This window comes from Nocardiopsis sp. B62 (genome assembly GCF_018070675.1).
Classification (GTDB): domain Bacteria; phylum Actinomycetota; class Actinomycetes; order Streptosporangiales; family Streptosporangiaceae; genus Nocardiopsis; species Nocardiopsis prasina.
In genome coordinates this window covers 1-15,338 of the sequence record NZ_JAGPXK010000030.1, presented here as the reverse complement: position 1 = coordinate 15,338, position 15,338 = coordinate 1, and the positions used below count along the sequence as shown (strand labels likewise).

The window sequence follows — 15,338 nt, the reverse complement described above, 5'->3', positions numbered from 1 at the left end:
GGGCTAGTAGTGGCACGCGATCTCCCTCGCCTTGGCCAGGTCGTCGTGGTTGTCGACCTCGACCCAGTCGACCTTGCCGATGGGGGCCACGGAGATCTTCTCGCCGCGACGGACCAGCTCCTGGTAGCCGTCCTCGTAGTACAGCTGCGGGTCGCGCTCCCAGGTGGCCTTCAGGGCGTCGGCCAGGCGCGGGGCCAGCGAACCCTCGATGAGGGTGGCGCCGATGTACTCACCGGCGGCAGTCGCGGGGTCCATGAGCTTGGTGATGGTGCTGAGGTGACCCTCCTCGTCGAGGGTCACCTTCATCTCCTCGTCGGCCAGGTTTTTCACGTTGTCCACCGCGAGGAGCAGTTCCGGCCCCCTGGCGGCGAGTAGCGTTTCCTCGACACTGACGGGATGGACGGTGTCACCGTTCACGAGGAGGACGCCCTCGGAGAAGAACTCACGCGCGGTCCACAGGGAGTAGGCGTTGTTCCACTCCTCGGCCTTGTCGTTGTAGCTGAGGGTGAGCTTGACGCCGTGGCGCTCCTCCAGCGCCGCCTTGCGCTCCTCCACGGCCTCGGCACGGTAACCGACCACGACGACGACGTCGGTGAGCCCGGCGGCGGCCAGGTTGCGCAGCGAGATGTCCATGATGGTCGTCTCGCCGTCGACGGGCACCAGGGCCTTGGGCAGGGTGTCGGTGTAGGGGCGCAGACGGCGCCCCGCGCCTGCGGCGAGAACCATTCCGAGCATGAGGGCGTGTTCCTCCTTAGTTCGAGGAGGCTCTCACGCCTCCCCGTTCGTTCCGGCGGCCGGTTGGCCCCCGTCTCCCTGGCGGGTGATCGGGTGATCCCCCAGGACGTCGGCGCCGTCGCCGCCTTCCTTCGCGGTGTTGACGCGGACGTCGGACACCGGTGTGGCGCTCCAGGTGCGCACGGCCTCGCGAACGAGCAGTATCGCCAGGTATGCGGCGAGTATGCCGTAGGCGGCGGTGAGGGCGGACAACGCGCCCCCGACCGCGATGGCGATCATGCGGCCGTCCCAGCCGAGCGCGGCGCACCGCACCCACGCCGGTCGGCTCACACCGACCGCGGGACGTGCGACGTCGTCGCGGTGGTGGCAGACGACCGTCCCCAAGAGTACGAACACCAGGAGACCGGGCACACCGGACGCGAGCCCGACCACCGTCAGGTAGCTGTACTCGGTGACGCGCAGGAGCGGGGGTACGAGCCAGTCGTACCGCCCGTCGTGGGGGTGGCCCGAGGCCAGACCGGACAGTAGCAGGGCAGCGACCGGTGCGAACAGGGTAATGCCTGTCGGCCGTCCCCCGTCCGCCGCGATCAGCACGAGGACGACGACGGCCCCGGTGACCGTGGTGAGCAGCGGTGGGGCCAGGCCCGGCACCAGCCTCCCCAGCAGCAGGCCCATGTGACTGTCATCACGGAGGAGGCGGAGGTCGGGGACGGTCGGACCGAGCCCCTCACGCGGGCTTCCCGTGGCCCGGTCGACTCTCGGAGCCGGCTCCGGCGCGCTCACGGACGGGACTCCCGCGAGGAGGTGCCGACCAGCTCACCGGTGATCGCGACAACACAGCCGACGACGAGGCTGAGGAAGGCGATCCGCGCGTCGAAGGCGACGGTGGCGACGGCGATGACGAGGAAGCGGGTGGGCTGGTCGAAGGCCATCGCCAGGCGGGCCAGGCCGACCAGGGAGAGATCCGCGACCGGCCCGGCGGGCCCGACGGCCTCGGCGCCGTCCGCCACCGGCCGGGCCCTGGTGGCGGTCTCGGTCGCGGCCTCCCCTGCGGCCCCGGACGGTTTCCGGGGCCGGGGCACGCGGGGCTCGGGGAGCCGGAGGCCCTCAGGGCGACGCTGTGAGGGCAGGGCGAGGGGTTTCGGGTTCGAGGGCGCCGGAGGGGCCGAGCGGGCCACCAGAAGCGCGTCACGCAGGGCCAGGGCGATCAGCGCCCCGGCCGCCCACCCCCAGGCGCTGGAGAATCCGGCGGCGGCCGCCCCGAACGCCAGTCCGACGTAGACGACGTACTCGCGTAGCTGGGCGACCATGGACACCGTCCAGAGGGTGAGCGCGTCCCGCCGGTGGGCGCGCATCCGATCGCGGACGACGTCAAGGCACAGGATCAGTCCGAGCAGGGCCGACCCGGCCACGGCGCCGACGGGATCCGCCCGGCTGAACCAGACCGCCGCGCCGACCGCCGCCACGAGGCTGATCCGGGTCACCCCCGATCGGGTGACGTGCCTGCGCTCCAATATGCGCGCGGTCACCCGCGCCAACGTGCCAGTCATGTCCGTGCCCTCCCAGTTTCAACTGAGAGTCACCGTCACTCACGCTCTGTGCGCAATCAACCACTGACACGCGTATGAGGGCGGTCGTCCGTCCTGCGAACCCCTGAGGGAATTACGGACAGTTCCAGACACGAAAGAGCGCACCTCCGGAACTGTCCGGGATGCGCTCTTTGTGGGCTTGTCGGGGGGTTAGGCGGCCTGTCCGCCGTCCTTGCCCTCGTCGCCGTCCTTGGGCTGCTCCGGAGCGGCGTCGCCCGGGGCGGGATCGGTGGTCTTCTCCTCGACCTCGATCTTCTTCTCCGCCGCCTCGGCGCGCTTCTTCTTCGCGGCGTCCTTCTTCTTGCGCTCGTCGATCTCCGCCTTGGTGTCCTCGTTGTAGGCGGCCAACGCGGAGTCGATGTCGGTGTCCAGGGCGAGCGCGCCGCCCTTGATGTACAGACCCCGGTTGCAGAAGCGGCGCAGGTCCTTCTCGTTGTGCGAGACCAGCACCATGGTGCGCTCGTTGGCGAGCATGCGGTCGATGGCCTCGTAGCACTTGCGCTTGAAGGCCTTGTCGCCGACCGCGAGGACCTCGTCCACCAGCATGATCGGGTGCTCCAGCTGCGAGATGAGCGCGAAGCCCAACCGCACCTTCATGCCGCTGGAGTAGTGCCGCACCGGGGTGTCGATGAACTTCGGCTTGACCTCGGCGAAGTCGACGATGTCGTCGAAACGCTCGTCGATCTCCTTCTCGCTCATACCGTGCAGCGAGCCGACCAGGTACACGTTCTCGCGTCCGGTCAGGTTGTCGTTGAACCCGGCGCGCAGCTCCAGCAGCGGCGCCACCTTGCCGTGCACGCTGACCTTGCCCTCGTCGGGCAGGAGCACCCCGGCGATCATCTTGAGCAGGGTCGACTTGCCGGTGCCGTTCTTGCCGACGATGCCCACGCAGTCGCCCTTGGCGATCTCGAAGGAGACGTCCCGCAGCGGCCAGAACTCGTTGCCCTCGGCGTTGGGGTCGCGCTTGTTGCCGTGGATGAACATCTCACGGAGGCTGCGCTTGCGTCGGCGGTTCACGGCGAACTTCACACCGAGGCCCTCGGCCTCGATGACCGGACCGCTGGCGACCGCGGCCTCGTAGGTGGACGCCATCACAACTCCTTCAGAACGGACATCTCCAGGCGCCGGAACGTCCAGTACCCGATGACGAGCATCAGGATCGAACCGACCACCGCAGAGGTCAACGCGAGAGGACTGGGCGTGAGTTCCTCAAATCCGGCGAACCACACCGTACGGTGCATCTGGAAGATACCCATCAACGGGTTGAGCTCGTAGAGGGTCTTCGCCCAGCCGGGCGCACCCGAGCTCAGGACCATCGTGGCCGGGAACAGGATCGCCGACCCGTAGAACAGGATCCGGGTCAGGATACGTGTGAGTCGTTCCACGTCACGGAGCAACACGTTGACCGCGGACAGGAACAGGGTCACGCCGAGGCCGAACATGAAGGTCAGCACGATCGCCAGCGGCAACCAGAAGAGCATGCCCTCCCAGCTGAAGCGGCCGCCCAGGGCGAACACGAAGATCAGCAGGACCGGCCAGGTCAGCAGGTACTCGACGAACTTGGTGCCGACGGTGGCCATGGGGAAGATCTCACGGGGGACCTTCATGGTGGTGATCAGCTTCGAGTGCGTGATCATCGCTCGCGGGGCCTCACTGAGGATCGCCCCGAAGGTGGTCCACGGGAGGATGCCCGCGACGAGGAAGAGGATGTAACCACCCTGCGCCTTGGCATCCTCGGGTATGCCGCGGTCGGCCTGGAGCACATAACCGAAGATGAAGAAGTACACCAACGTCAGCGCGAGGGGTTCCAACATCGTCCAGGCGTACCCCAGCACGGACTGCTGGTACTTGACCTTCAGGTCGCGCCGGACCAGGAGGCCGACGACCTTCCGGTTCTCCCAGACGGCCAGCGTCCTTGACGCCACCGCCACCTCCAAGGTTTGAGATCGTCCGGATCACGATGTGCCGGACTGTCGCGTCTACGAACTCGCCTGCGCGCACCGACCGTCTACGCGGTCGCGCGGTCGGTTCCTCACCGGACCGGAAGAGGGGGCATCCGGGCGACCGGGGGAAGTCGCGCACCGCGCCCGTCTCCACTACCGAATCAGAGGAGGTAGGGACCGGGCACGCCCAACAGGCGTCCATAGGTTACCTCTGCATGGGACAGACCGTGCCAACCCCGTGCCGTGCTCGCCGCATTCGTGTGGTGAGCGACCGGGTCCGGGGCCGACGGGATCGCCGGTCACGCGCCCGCCGGGGCCGTCCGCCACACGGCTGGCCGGTTCGACTAGGGTCAGCGTTTCCACGCACCTTTGCCCAGCCGTTCCCCGTGCGTGTCCGCCACGGCCGTGGGGCCGACCGGACAGCTCAGCCGCGAGGAGGACCTGTCCACCTCGACTCGTGCGGGACGAGTCAAGCCGCCAGCGAGGAACGAGCCAGGCGTGGGCGAGGATGCTGTGTTGCCTGAACCCCAGATCCCTCCGCGACGGCGCCGAACACGGGCCGAAGCGGAGCGGAGGCCCAAAGAGAAAGGGAAACCCATGTCCACACGGGTGATCGCGGCGGTCCTGGCAGGAGGCGTCGGCTCCCGGATGGGCGCACCCTCCCCCAAGCAACTGCTGCCGTTGGACGGTCGGCCCATCATCGAGCGGTCGATCGCGGCCTTCGAGGCGACTCCCGAGGTGGACGAGATCGTGGTGCTGATGGTCGAGGAGTACGTGGGCCGGGTCGAGGAGATCGTGGCGGACGCCGGTTTCACCAAGGTGACCCGCGTGCTGCCGGGCGGGGAGACCCGGACCGACACCTCCTTCGCGGCGCTCTCGGCGATGGCGGGGGCGGCCGACACCGACCTGGTCCTCCTCCACGACGCGGCGCGTCCCCTGGTGCGGCCGGAGACGATCGCGGCCTGTGTCCGCGCGCTCGGTTCGGCCGGAGCCGTGGGGGTGGCGGTACCCAGCGGGGACACCGTGGTCGAGGTGGGTCCGGGGCGCGACGGCGGCGAGGCGATCGCGCGGACCCCCGACCGTTCGCGGCTGCGCCGGATGCAGACGCCACAGGGGTTCCGGCTGGGGGTGGTCCGGCGAGCCTACGAACTGGCGATGGCCGACCCCGAACTGGTGGCCACCGACGACTGCGGCGTGGTGCTGCGGTACCTGCCGGACGAGGAGGTCCGGATCGTGCACGGAGACGAGAGCAACATCAAGGTGACCAACCCGGGTGACGTGGAGGTGGCCGAGACACTGCTGCGCCGGTCCCGCGAGGGCGCCGGGCTGGGAGCGGCGTCGTGAGCGGGGTGTTCGAGGCGACCGAGGTGATCGGGCACCGGGGCGCGGGCCGGGGCGTGGTCGACGGGGCGACGGAGAACACGCCCGCCTCGTTCGAGCTGGCGGCGCGGTCCGGCGCGGACTGGATCGAGATCGACGTGCGCCGCACCGCCGACGACCGCCTGGTGCTCTTCCACAACGCCGCACTGGACGACGGCCGGGCGATCGTGGACCTCACCGAGGCGGAGTGCCGCGCGCGGGGGCTGGTCGGCCTAGAGGAGGGGTTGGCCGCGATCCCGCCCGAGCTGGGGCTGGACGTGGACGTGAAGACGGTGATGGAGGACGGGGTGGACGCTCCGTCGCGACGGACCCTCTCCCTGGTCCTGCCGATCCTGCGGCGTGAGGCCGGGCGCCGGAGGATGTTCGTGTGCTCCTTCGACCCCGGACTGCTGTTGGGGGTGCGCGAGGGGGCGCCCGGGGTGGCCACGGCGTGGATGCCGTACGTGCGCAACCCGGCGGACAGCGCGATCCCGGGCGCGGTGGGCATGGGCTGCCCGATCGTGGCGGTGGACGCCCGGGCCCTGGGTCTGGCGGAGGACGGGCCCCGGCCGGGCCGCCGCGCGCTGGAGTACACCGTGGAGACGGCGCACCGGGCCGGACTGGAGTTGATCTCCTGGTGCCCGGAACCGGTGGACGCGGCCCGCTTCGCGGCGGCCGGGATGGACGCCGTGGTCGTGGACGACGTGCCGGGAGCGGTGTCGGCGATCGGTGCCTGGGGCGCACTCGACGCGGACTAGGCCCCCGTCCCGGGCACCCGGCGGCCCGGGGCCGACTCCTCAGATCCGGTCGAGGAGTTCGGCCTTCTTCTGGCCGAACTCCTCGTCGGTGAGCAGGCCCTTGGCGTGCAGGTCGCCGAGGCGTTCGATCTGCTCGAAGATCCACGCCGTGTCCGCGCCCGCCGCCCCTGTGGCCGCGCCTTCCGGGGCCGGGGCCGGACCGACCCCTGCCGGGGCCTCCGGCTCGTCGTCGACCCGGGGGTTGCCTCCCCCGGGGAGGTTCAAGGTGAGGCGGGGCGCGCGCACGGTCTCCATGGCGCTGCGGGCCGCGTGCTTCCACCACTCCGGGTCGTCGGGACCGGGCCGGGCGTCCTCCTCGGTGACGTCGCCCGGGCCGAGGGCGAGCCCGGCTGCGGCGCCGCGCGCCCAGCGGTGCGCCGTGACGGTGGCGGCGAGCAGGAAGACCTGGTGGATCTCGTTGCCCTCCTCGCCCGCCCGGAGGATGTTGAGGTCATTCTTGGGTTTGCCCGAGGCCTCCTGCCCGCTCCCGTCCGTGACGAACCGGACGAAGCCCCAGCCCCAGTCGTCGAGCGGCGCCCATTCCACACCGTTGATGTCGGCGAGGGAGTACTCGCGGCGCTGTTTCTTCTTCTTGTAGCCGCTCGCGTAGGTGCCCGCCCAGACCAGGGTGAGCCGGTCGCCCTCCAGGCGCGCGGTGCCCTCGCAGGTCATGACGTGCAGCGGGAGGCCGGGGACCAGACGGGTGGGGGTCGAGGGGGCGGGTTCCTCCGCCTGGCTCGCGGCGAACCGGAGCTGGTCGGCCAGGTACTCGGCGACCAGCTCGGTCTTGGCCGGACCGGTGAGCCGGAAGGGCTGGGCCCTCTCGTCGAGCATCGCGCCCACGGCCGCGTAGGGGTCCATGCGCTCGTGCAGCCGCAGGTTCATCACCCAGCCGTTCCTGCGACCGGCTCCGGGACGGAAGTCGACGTCCCGGACCGCGGCGACCGGTACCTCCAGGTTGCCGAGGAGCTTGAGCAGCGGGCTCCTGAACCAGCCCTTCGTCTCGTACCTGATGGAGACCGACTCACCGTCGAACCCCCAGGCGGCCTGGTCACCACGCAACTCGTCCATTGGCACCATCTCCAGTTCTCCGCTGCCCCGATGAACCCTGCCTAGCAGAACGTCCGCCCTCGATCGAGGGCGGACGTCGTCCACTTGTGGCCGACGCGCTCGTACGGCGGTCCGGGACCGCCGCACGCGGCCGGGGCGGGGTCAGGCGTTGCCGGACCCGCTCGCGGAGCCGCTGCTGGTGCGGGCGGTGCGGGAGTCGGCGCCGAGCCCGGACGGGCTGCTGATGAAGCCGATGCCCCACGACATGTGCATGGCGGCCAGCGCGACCGGGATGAGCGGCCACGAGGAGGCGGGCAGGCCGCGGGTGAGCGGCGCCGACGCGACGGTGATCAGGGCGAGGTAGGCGGCGGGCACCAGCCAGAGCGGCCAGAAGAACGCGCCGCCGACCAGACCGGTCACGACCCCCGCCACCGCCACCGGCGGGGCCAGGTAGCGCAGGTTGATGGTGCCCTTGTGCTGGCGGGCGACCACGCGCCGCCAGCGGCCGTAGTGGAAGTACTGCTTCGCGAGCAGCCTGACGTTGCGGCGCGGGCGGTAGGAGACCCGCATCCGGGGCTGGAACCAGACGGTCCCGCCGGTGGTGCGGATGCGGTGGTTCATCTCCCAGTCCTGCGCCCGCAGGAACGCCTCGTCGTAACCGCCGACCCGCTCCAGGGCCGAACGGCGGAAGACACCGAGGTAGACGGTGTCGGCGGGGCCGCCCTCACCGCCGGTGTGGAAGCGGGCGTTGCCCACCCCCACCTTGGAGGTCATGGCGGCGGCGACGGCGCGCTCCCAGGGGGTGGTCCCCTCGGCCGCCATGATGCCGCCGACGTTGTCCGCCCCGGTCTCCTCCAGGGTCTCAACGGCCACCCGGAGGTAGTCCGAGGGCATCATCGCGTGACCGTCGATCCGGGCGACGACGTCGTGCGAGGAGGCACCGATGGCGGCGTTCAGCCCGGCCGGGGTCCTGCCCGTGGGGTTGTCCACCACCTTCACGCGCGGGTCGGCCGCGGCGAGGTCGTCGGCGACCTCACGTGTGCGGTCCGAGGAGGGGCCCACGCCCAGAACGACCTCCAGCTCGCCCGGGTACTCCTGGGCGAGGACGTGCTCCACCGCTGCGGCGAGGTGGCGCTCTTCGTTCAGTACGGGCATGACGACGGAGACAGGCGGCCAGGACACGGGCACTTCCCAAGGTCAAGACTGTCGGGACTGCGTGACACCGTGAGGGCTCCAGGGGCGCGGGGCCCCGGGCTCGCTCGACGGTGGCGCGGGCTCAACGGTACTGCACGCGGACCCACCGAACGGCCGGGTCGCCCGGGTGTGTGGGGGATCGCCGAGGGCGAACGTGAGACGAGACGATCGGGTCCCGGAGAACTCTTCCGCTGATCAAGGCGTCTCACCCAAAGGGGAGAACAACACGCCGAGGGTTGACATCCCGCACCCTTCGGCCGATCGGGTGACAACCTAGATACCCAGGTACCTATACCTAGGACACCGTTGAACGGGTGGGACGGGGACGCCGATGAGCGACGAGGACGCCGGACGGCAGAGGAACACGGGCGAGTTCCGACGTGAGCGCTCGCAGCCTCAGCCACCCGGTCGGCGGCGCTCGTCCCGGTCCGGCAGGTTCACCGTGCCCGAGCCGCGTGTGCGCCGCCACCGCAACGGACTGGTCCTGATGAGCGTGCTCTCGGTGCTGGTCCTGCTCGCCTCCGGCACCTCGTGGGCGATCACCGGGTGGATGTCCGGTTCCCTGAACCGGTTCGACGTGTTCGGCGGGCTCGCCGAGGGCGACCGCCCGGAGGACACCGGCGGGCTGACCTTCCTCGTCATCGGCTCCGACAGCCGGGACGAGATGAGCAAGGAGGACCAGAACGCGCTCAGCGTGGGCTCCACCCCCGGGCAGCGTTCCGACAGCATGATGCTGGTCCGCCTGAACCACGAGCGCGACCACCTCACCGTGGTGGGTCTCCCCCGCGACCTGTGGGTGGACATCCCCGGCGAGGGCGACGACAAGATCAACGCCGCCTACGCCTACGGCGGCCCACAGCTCGCCGTGCAGACGGTGGAGTCCGTCACCGACGTGCGGGTCGACCACTACGTCGAGGTGGACTTCAACGGGTTCGTCGAGGTGGTCGACGCCCTGGAGGGCATCGACGTGTGCCTGCCCGAGGCGATCAACGACCCCAAGGCGCAACTGGACATGCAGGCCGGGACGCACCGGGTGGACGGCTCGGAGGCGCTGGGCTTCGCCCGCACCCGGGCCACCGCCCGCGGCGACCTGGACCGGATCGACCGGCAGCAGCAGGTGCTGTCGGCCATGCTCGACCGGGCCATGAGCACCGAGACCCTCTCCGACCCGCGCAAGCTGACCGCGTTCCTGGACAGCGCGCTGTCGTCGGTGACCGTCGACGAGGGGCTGGACACCGGCACCATCAACGACCTCGCGTACCAGATGCGCCACCTCGACCTGGAGAACGTCACCTTCGCGCAGGTGCCCATCGCCGACATGGAGCACTGGACGCCGCGCGGCGACGTCGCCCTGCTGTGGGACGAGCCCGCGGCCCGGGAGATGTTCGCGGCGATCAACGCCGACCGCCCGCTGTCGGAGCCCGAGGACGAGCCGGAGGAGGCCGACGAGGGCGACGACGAACCGGCCCCGTCCGACGTCAGCCTGCGGGTGTTCAACGGCACGGCCACTCCGGGGCTGGGCGCCCAGATGGACGACCAGCTGACCACGGCCGGGTTCGACGTCACGGACGGGGCCGAGAACTGGAGCAGCCGGGACGTGGCCACCACGGAGATCAGGTTCGGCCCGGGCCAGGAGCAAGCCGCCGAGTACCTGGCGGGGACCCTCCCGGGTTCACAGACCGTCGAGGACCGGACCCTGGACGACGACCTCCAGGTCGTGATCGGATTCAACTACACGACGTTCGAGGCACCCCGGGTCGAGGCGACCGAGGCGGCGCCGGAGGAGGAGCCCTCCACCGGTGCCGAACCGGCCACCACGACCGCGAAGGACAACATCTGCGGCTAGCCCCGCGAAGGAAGGGACACGTGCTCCGCCACCTGGTCGGCCTGCTCGCCGGAATCGCCCTCGCCCCCGTGCTGTGGGCGGGTGTCGCCTGGTCCGCCGACCTCCTGCCAGAGATCACCCGGGGCGACGTGAGTGTCGCGGCGGTGTTCTCCGTGGTGGTGCTGTGCCTGGTGGGGATCGTCTGCGCCTATCTGGTGGCGTCCAGGTTCTCCCCGCTCGCGGCGGGCGCCTCCGGGCTGCTCCTCGTCGCGCTGTGCCTGTGGCCGGTGGTCGCGCTGGACTCGGTGGGACCAGCCCTGTACTGGCTCAACAAGGAGAGCTTCCTCTACCCCGACGGCGCGGGGATCGGTGTCGCGCTCCCTCTGGGCGTGCTGCTGCTGGTCTCCTCGACGACGCCGACCCGGTGGCGGGCGGCCAACGACGCCGGTCCGCTGGGCGGCGCCCCCTCACGGGAGCGGGTGGTGGCCAGCCACAGCCGCGAGGAGTTCCGGCGCGAGGCCGCCCCCGAGCCCGACGGGGAGTCGGTCAGGTTGGTCACCCCGGAACGGGCCTGGACCGACGGCGGGCCCGTGGGCGACACCGTTCCCGACGTGCCCCCGCCCGCCTCACCCGTGCGGCGGTATGACGATCCAAACAAGACCACGACACCGTTTCGTCGCGGCGAGACCGGCGCCGTGTGGACCCCCGTGGACGAGGAGCCCGGTCACACCCGGTCGTTCGACGACGGAAGGTACTAGTCGGCACAGGGTGTGCATTGCCACACGAAGCCTGACAGTCCTCCCCCGGTGCGGAACGCCCTCCGCCCGCCGGTAATCTGACCGCCTGACTGTTCACGTGTAGTTCGATCGAGCGCCAGACCCCGACGCGTAGGGTGATGCACCGTCCCCCCGGACAACCCGTCGGCCGAACCATGTCCGTTTTCTGCCCTCATGCGGGATGTGAGTCGCCACCAGCGGGCACACCAGCAGTTGAGGCGCGTGCGGAAGCAAGGAAGGAACACCAGTGGTCGAAGCGGAACGTATGCGGGTCTCCGTCATCGGAACCGGCTACCTGGGCGCCACCACGGCCGCCTGCCTGGCCGAGATGGGCCTGGAGGTCATCGGCCTCGACGTCGACGAGGCCAAGATCAGCATGCTCCGCTCCGGCAGGGTCCCCTTCTACGAGCCCGGGCTCGACGAGCTGCTGACCGCCAACCTCCAGACGGGCCGGCTGCGCTTCACCACGGACTTCGCGGAGGTCGCCGAGTTCGCCGACCTGCACCTGATCTGTGTGGGCACGCCGCAGCGGGACGACTCCGGCGCCGCTGACCTGCGGTACGTCAACTCCGCGGTGGACCAGCTCGCGCCGCACCTGACCCGGCCGACCGTGGTGGTGGGCCGCTCCACCGTGCCGGTGGGCACCGCCGCCACCCTGGCCGCCCGCCTGGCCTCGCTCGCCCCGGTCGGCGAGGAGGCCGAGCTCGGGTGGAGCCCCGAGTTCCTCCGCGAGGGCTTCGGGGTGGAGGACACCCTGCGGCCCAACCGGATCGTGATCGGCACCGACTCCCCCCGAGTGGAGAAGGCGGTCCGCGCGCTCTGGCAGCAGCAGGTGGACGAGGGCACGCCGTTCCTGGTCACCGACCTCCAGACCGCCGAGCTGGTCAAGGTGTCCGCCAACGCGTTCCTGGCCACCAAGATCTCCTTCATCAACGCGATGGCCGAGGTGTCCGAGGTCGCGGGCGCCGACGTCATCCAGCTGGCCGAGGCCCTCTCCTACGACGACCGCATCGGCGGTAAGTTCCTCGGACCGGGCCTGGGCTTCGGCGGTGGCTGCCTGCCCAAGGACATCCGGGCGTTCATGGCCCGCGCCGACGAGCTCGGGGTGGAACCCGCCCTGTCGTTCCTGCGCGAGGTGGACGCGATCAACCAGCGCCGCCGGGCGCGCACGATCGACATCGCCCGCCAGCTGATCGGCGGCAACTTCGCCGGGCGCACCGTGACGGTCCTGGGCGCGGCCTTCAAGCCGAACTCGGACGACATCCGCGACTCGCCCGCCCTGGACGTGGCGTCCACCATCGCGTCCCTGGGGGCGCACGTGACCGTGTACGACCCGGCCGCCCTGGAGCGGGCGCGCGAGGCGCACCCGGAGCTGAACTACGCGGAGTCCACCCTGGAGGCGGCGCGCGGGGCCGACGTGGTCCTGCTGCTCACCGAGTGGGCGGAGTTCCGCGAGGCCAACCCGGAGGAGCTGGCCACGGTGGTGGCGCAGAAGAGGATCGTGGACGGGCGCAACGCGCTCGACCCGACCTACTGGCGCGCCTCCGGCTGGACCTACCGGGCGCTGGGCCGCCAGTAACGACAGTACCGAACGGCCGTCCCTGCGGGGGCGGCCGTTCGTCGTGTGCGCCGCACCCGTGATTGACTTCGCTCCGTACTCAATTCATGACCCTCGGTGTTATCCGGGGCAGTCGAACGGAGCCCGATGTCGAAGTTCCCCCTGCTGGCCGGAGCCGCCCTCGCCCTGCTGGTGGCCGCTGCCACGCCCGCCCACGCCCAGTCCTCGGACTGCTCGGTACCCTCCTCCCAGCGTGACGCCCCCCGACCGGGACCGTCCGAGATCACCCGCGTGGACAGCCCGGACACGGAGTACGAGCTCCTTGACGAACTGTCCCCCGTGGAGTGCCTGGACCGCTCGTGGACCATCAAGGGCACCTGGAACCACCGGGACCAGGGGTTCGTGGTCGCCGACGGCCAGCCGCTGAAGGACCTTCAGAAACTGCCCCCGGGCTGGATGCTGGACCGCTTCGCGTTCCTGTAGGGCTCGTTCCTCGACGCAGGGCGGTACGAACAGACCACGCGGGACTTTCCGTCGGTTTCCTCGGCACACCCACTCCCACGCGCTGCGGCGCGGAGCGGACGGAGGGCCCGCAACCCGATCAGTCCTCCCCTGCTGCGGCGTCGACCTTGTGATTCCTGTCGAGCAATTTCTCGGTAGGGCCGCTTCCGTGTCGGACGCCAACAGCGCCTGCGCTCTCATAGTGCAGTTCGACCACACCATGGAGGACTGTACTGCAGTTCAACAGAAAGGGCAGTCGATTCTTGGCCTATCCCCCCTCATCAATTCTCGCAAGACCCTCTTCGGACAAATCCGCTAGTGGAGGAATCTTGGCATACTTCTCCCTGGTACTCCGAGGCAACGAAAGTCCGTCGATCTCTATAAAACCTGCGGACGTATAGTTGATCGTGTCCCCTCTCTCGTATGCCAACATCAGAGGGTCAAAGGGTCCCGGCAGATCCACATTTGCCCCACCGGCGTCCTTGAGATGAGCAAAATGAAGAGCCCATTCGACGGTGTAGAGGACATAGTAGGTGGCAACGCCGGAAATCGAACTCCGAGTCTCATCGACGATGGACTGTGGCGCTCGAACTTCAGGATCGACTATTTTGGCAACATCGTAGAACGGCCATCCAGTCGGACCAAAGCGTTCAGCCCAAAGCGCGGACCTCCTAAGGTACTCTCGTACCAGCCTCACCTGAGATGCCCGCCGAAGAGGCCTCTCGTTCCAATCGATATTCTGAATGCGCACTGCAAGCTCTTCGCAACTACTCATTTTTATGCAACCTCTCGAAAATTTCCCGGGCGATTTCTTCGGAGTTCGACAGATCCCCCTTCAAATCACCTTCAGGCTTCCCCCACTCCGGAAGATAATGGCCAAATGGGGCTAACATTCCCTCGGATGGAGCTAGGTTATGCGCTCCATACTGACCCTCCGTTGGGACAGATGAATACTCGTCCAAATCTGGATCCCAGGAAAAAGCAGAAGAGTCCGATGAAAGATATGGCATCCCCCACTCCATCAGCTTACTCTCGACCGATTCGTGGGCAAGCCACTTTCGAAACGAAGGCTTCTCGTCATTCGGAATGCGATCCCTCTGCACACCCTCCCACCATTTCGCGATATGCTCCGCCGGGGTAAACTTACCCACCCTCACATCATTGGGCCCTACCGCTACCTCATGGGACTTGTTGAAGATATGATCCTTGATCCTATTGATCACACCTCTGTCTATGCCCGTGACTTCTGCAATTAGATCGACGTCACCTGTCGCCTCTCTGATGCGGTCATAGGCTTGCGCATGGCTGACATAGTCAGGTTTGTCAATATGCGCAACCCCATTGCCGTCAAACCATCTACCCGAGGCATCCGTATTGCCAAAGTCGACGTAGTCATCCCACTTGTTCCTTGATTGTGAAGTCTCGGCCGTGTGAGAATCCAGGGCCTGGACAGAAGGTTGGCCTCCACCGGTTGGATTTACACCCTCCCCTCCGGACTCTACCTTCCCGTCTCCTGTAGGGAAATTGTCCACCGGTGTAGGCGATGAGTAGCTGTCGCCTTGGTCGACGCTATTGCCACGTTCCCTGTCGGGCTGCCCGATGCGGTCCACCCCGATATCTCTAGTAGCGCTGGTGTCCTGACCGCTTGAGGAGGATTCCCCTTGCTTGTTGGTGAATGAAGGTTCCTGTGCTCTAGTGTCACGGCTGGAGAAGTTCTCTGTAGCAGGGCCGCTACCAGGAAGACTTCTCCGGCCATCTGAGTCGAGGTTGGCATTGGCGATCTCGTTGCCTGAGCGGTTGCCGGAACCTGGGGCGTCGATGTCGGTGGCGTTGCCTCGAACTGGGGCAGGGGCGGGGGTCTTCTTGGACTCGGTGAGGACGTCACCGTCGTTCCTGCTCGGAACCAGGGCCGGTTCGGGCTCGGACCCGGAACGGTTCGGTTTGATGTCGACCGAGTCACCGGAGTCGCTCGTCCAGTTGGGGGGCTTCTCCGTGTCGTTCTTTCTCGAAC

15 protein-coding genes are annotated in these 15,338 nt (G+C 68.8%); 6 read left to right on the top strand and 9 right to left on the bottom strand.

The genetic code is table 11. The features are described from left to right. Positions 1-3: 3 nt before the first annotated feature. The 5 genes from KBX21_RS22925 to KBX21_RS22905 form a co-directional block, all read right to left on the bottom strand. Positions 4-735 carry a sugar phosphate nucleotidyltransferase gene (locus KBX21_RS22925; RefSeq protein WP_049569964.1) on the bottom strand — a complete coding sequence of 244 codons (732 nt, stop codon included), beginning with the start codon at positions 733-735 and terminating at the stop codon, positions 4-6. Between the two features lie 33 nt (positions 736-768). Beyond that, positions 769-1,410, bottom strand: a complete 642-nt coding sequence (locus KBX21_RS22920; protein ID WP_247666196.1) for a DUF5941 domain-containing protein — start codon at positions 1,408-1,410, stop codon at positions 769-771. A gap of 104 nt (positions 1,411-1,514) precedes the next feature. After that, complete coding sequence (locus KBX21_RS22915) at positions 1,515-2,285, bottom strand: hypothetical protein (RefSeq protein ID WP_247666195.1); 771 nt, start codon at positions 2,283-2,285, stop codon at positions 1,515-1,517. Between the two features lie 189 nt (positions 2,286-2,474). Continuing rightward, a complete protein-coding gene (locus KBX21_RS22910) occupies positions 2,475-3,416 on the bottom strand; it encodes an ABC transporter ATP-binding protein (RefSeq protein ID WP_049569975.1) in 942 nt (313 codons plus the stop codon). Continuing rightward, positions 3,416-4,261: an ABC transporter permease gene (locus KBX21_RS22905; RefSeq protein ID WP_017542154.1), complete on the bottom strand. Its 846-nt coding sequence runs from the start codon at positions 4,259-4,261 to the stop codon at positions 3,416-3,418. The genes KBX21_RS22910 and KBX21_RS22905 overlap by 1 nt, the downstream gene beginning before the upstream one ends. Positions 4,262-4,864: 603 nt before the next feature. Between KBX21_RS22905 and KBX21_RS22900 the strand changes: the two genes are divergently transcribed. Beyond that, entirely contained in the window at positions 4,865-5,611 is a 747-nt protein-coding gene (locus KBX21_RS22900) for a 2-C-methyl-D-erythritol 4-phosphate cytidylyltransferase (RefSeq protein ID WP_210843613.1), read from the top strand. Further along, the gene (locus tag KBX21_RS22895; protein ID WP_210843612.1) at positions 5,608-6,384 is read left to right on the top strand and encodes a glycerophosphodiester phosphodiesterase; all 777 of its coding nucleotides are present in this window, start codon (positions 5,608-5,610) and stop codon (positions 6,382-6,384) included. The genes KBX21_RS22900 and KBX21_RS22895 overlap by 4 nt, the downstream gene beginning before the upstream one ends. A gap of 39 nt (positions 6,385-6,423) precedes the next feature. Here KBX21_RS22895 and KBX21_RS22890 read toward each other — a convergent pair whose 3' ends face one another. Next, positions 6,424-7,494 (bottom strand): DUF4429 domain-containing protein, encoded by a 1,071-nt coding sequence (locus tag KBX21_RS22890; RefSeq protein WP_210843611.1) that lies wholly within the window; start codon positions 7,492-7,494, stop codon positions 6,424-6,426. Positions 7,495-7,635: 141 nt separating this feature from the next. Beyond that, on the bottom strand, positions 7,636-8,655 hold the full coding sequence (locus tag KBX21_RS22885; RefSeq protein WP_210843610.1) for a glycosyltransferase family 2 protein: 1,020 nt from the start codon (positions 8,653-8,655) through the stop codon (positions 7,636-7,638). 343 nt (positions 8,656-8,998) lie between these two features. Here KBX21_RS22885 and KBX21_RS22880 point away from each other — a divergent pair, with 343 nt between their 5' ends. From KBX21_RS22880 to KBX21_RS22865, 4 genes are all read left to right on the top strand, one after another. After that, positions 8,999-10,513, top strand: coding sequence for an LCP family protein (locus KBX21_RS22880; RefSeq protein WP_049569991.1), 1,515 nt, complete (start codon positions 8,999-9,001; stop codon positions 10,511-10,513). A 20-nt stretch (positions 10,514-10,533) separates the two neighbouring features. Then, positions 10,534-11,250: a hypothetical protein gene (locus KBX21_RS22875; RefSeq protein WP_049569994.1), complete on the top strand. Its 717-nt coding sequence runs from the start codon at positions 10,534-10,536 to the stop codon at positions 11,248-11,250. A 265-nt stretch (positions 11,251-11,515) separates the two neighbouring features. Continuing rightward, entirely contained in the window at positions 11,516-12,847 is a 1,332-nt protein-coding gene (locus KBX21_RS22870) for a UDP-glucose/GDP-mannose dehydrogenase family protein (protein ID WP_210843609.1), read from the top strand. Positions 12,848-12,973: 126 nt separating this feature from the next. Then, entirely contained in the window at positions 12,974-13,309 is a 336-nt protein-coding gene (locus KBX21_RS22865) for a hypothetical protein (RefSeq protein WP_210843603.1), read from the top strand. A 286-nt stretch (positions 13,310-13,595) separates the two neighbouring features. Here the strand turns inward: KBX21_RS22865 and KBX21_RS22860 are convergent, their stop codons facing one another. Beyond that, positions 13,596-14,102, bottom strand: coding sequence for a hypothetical protein (locus KBX21_RS22860; protein ID WP_210843601.1), 507 nt, complete (start codon positions 14,100-14,102; stop codon positions 13,596-13,598). Then, positions 14,095-15,338, bottom strand: a 1,244-nt coding sequence (locus KBX21_RS22855) for a hypothetical protein (protein WP_210843598.1), incomplete at its 5' end; no start/stop codon positions are given. The genes KBX21_RS22860 and KBX21_RS22855, both read right to left, overlap by 8 nt.

What these genes read in the sequence shown, in the direction of transcription:
- KBX21_RS22915 (WP_247666195.1), bottom strand. Translation starts at nt 2,285, where the DNA reads ATGACTGGCACGTTGGCGCGGGTGACCGCGCGCATATTGGAGCGCAGG.
- KBX21_RS22910 (WP_049569975.1), bottom strand. Translation starts at nt 3,416, where the DNA reads ATGGCGTCCACCTACGAGGCCGCGGTCGCCAGCGGTCCGGTCATCGAG.
- KBX21_RS22860 (WP_210843601.1), bottom strand. Translation starts at nt 14,102, where the DNA reads ATGAGTAGTTGCGAAGAGCTTGCAGTGCGCATTCAGAATATCGATTGG.
- KBX21_RS22925 (WP_049569964.1), bottom strand. Translation starts at nt 735, where the DNA reads ATGCTCGGAATGGTTCTCGCCGCAGGCGCGGGGCGCCGTCTGCGCCCC.
- KBX21_RS22920 (WP_247666196.1), bottom strand. Translation starts at nt 1,410, where the DNA reads ATGGGCCTGCTGCTGGGGAGGCTGGTGCCGGGCCTGGCCCCACCGCTG.
- KBX21_RS22900 (WP_210843613.1), top strand. Translation starts at nt 4,865, where the DNA reads ATGTCCACACGGGTGATCGCGGCGGTCCTGGCAGGAGGCGTCGGCTCC.
- KBX21_RS22865 (WP_210843603.1), top strand. Translation starts at nt 12,974, where the DNA reads ATGTCGAAGTTCCCCCTGCTGGCCGGAGCCGCCCTCGCCCTGCTGGTG.
- KBX21_RS22890 (WP_210843611.1), bottom strand. Translation starts at nt 7,494, where the DNA reads ATGGACGAGTTGCGTGGTGACCAGGCCGCCTGGGGGTTCGACGGTGAG.
- KBX21_RS22880 (WP_049569991.1), top strand. Translation starts at nt 8,999, where the DNA reads ATGAGCGACGAGGACGCCGGACGGCAGAGGAACACGGGCGAGTTCCGA.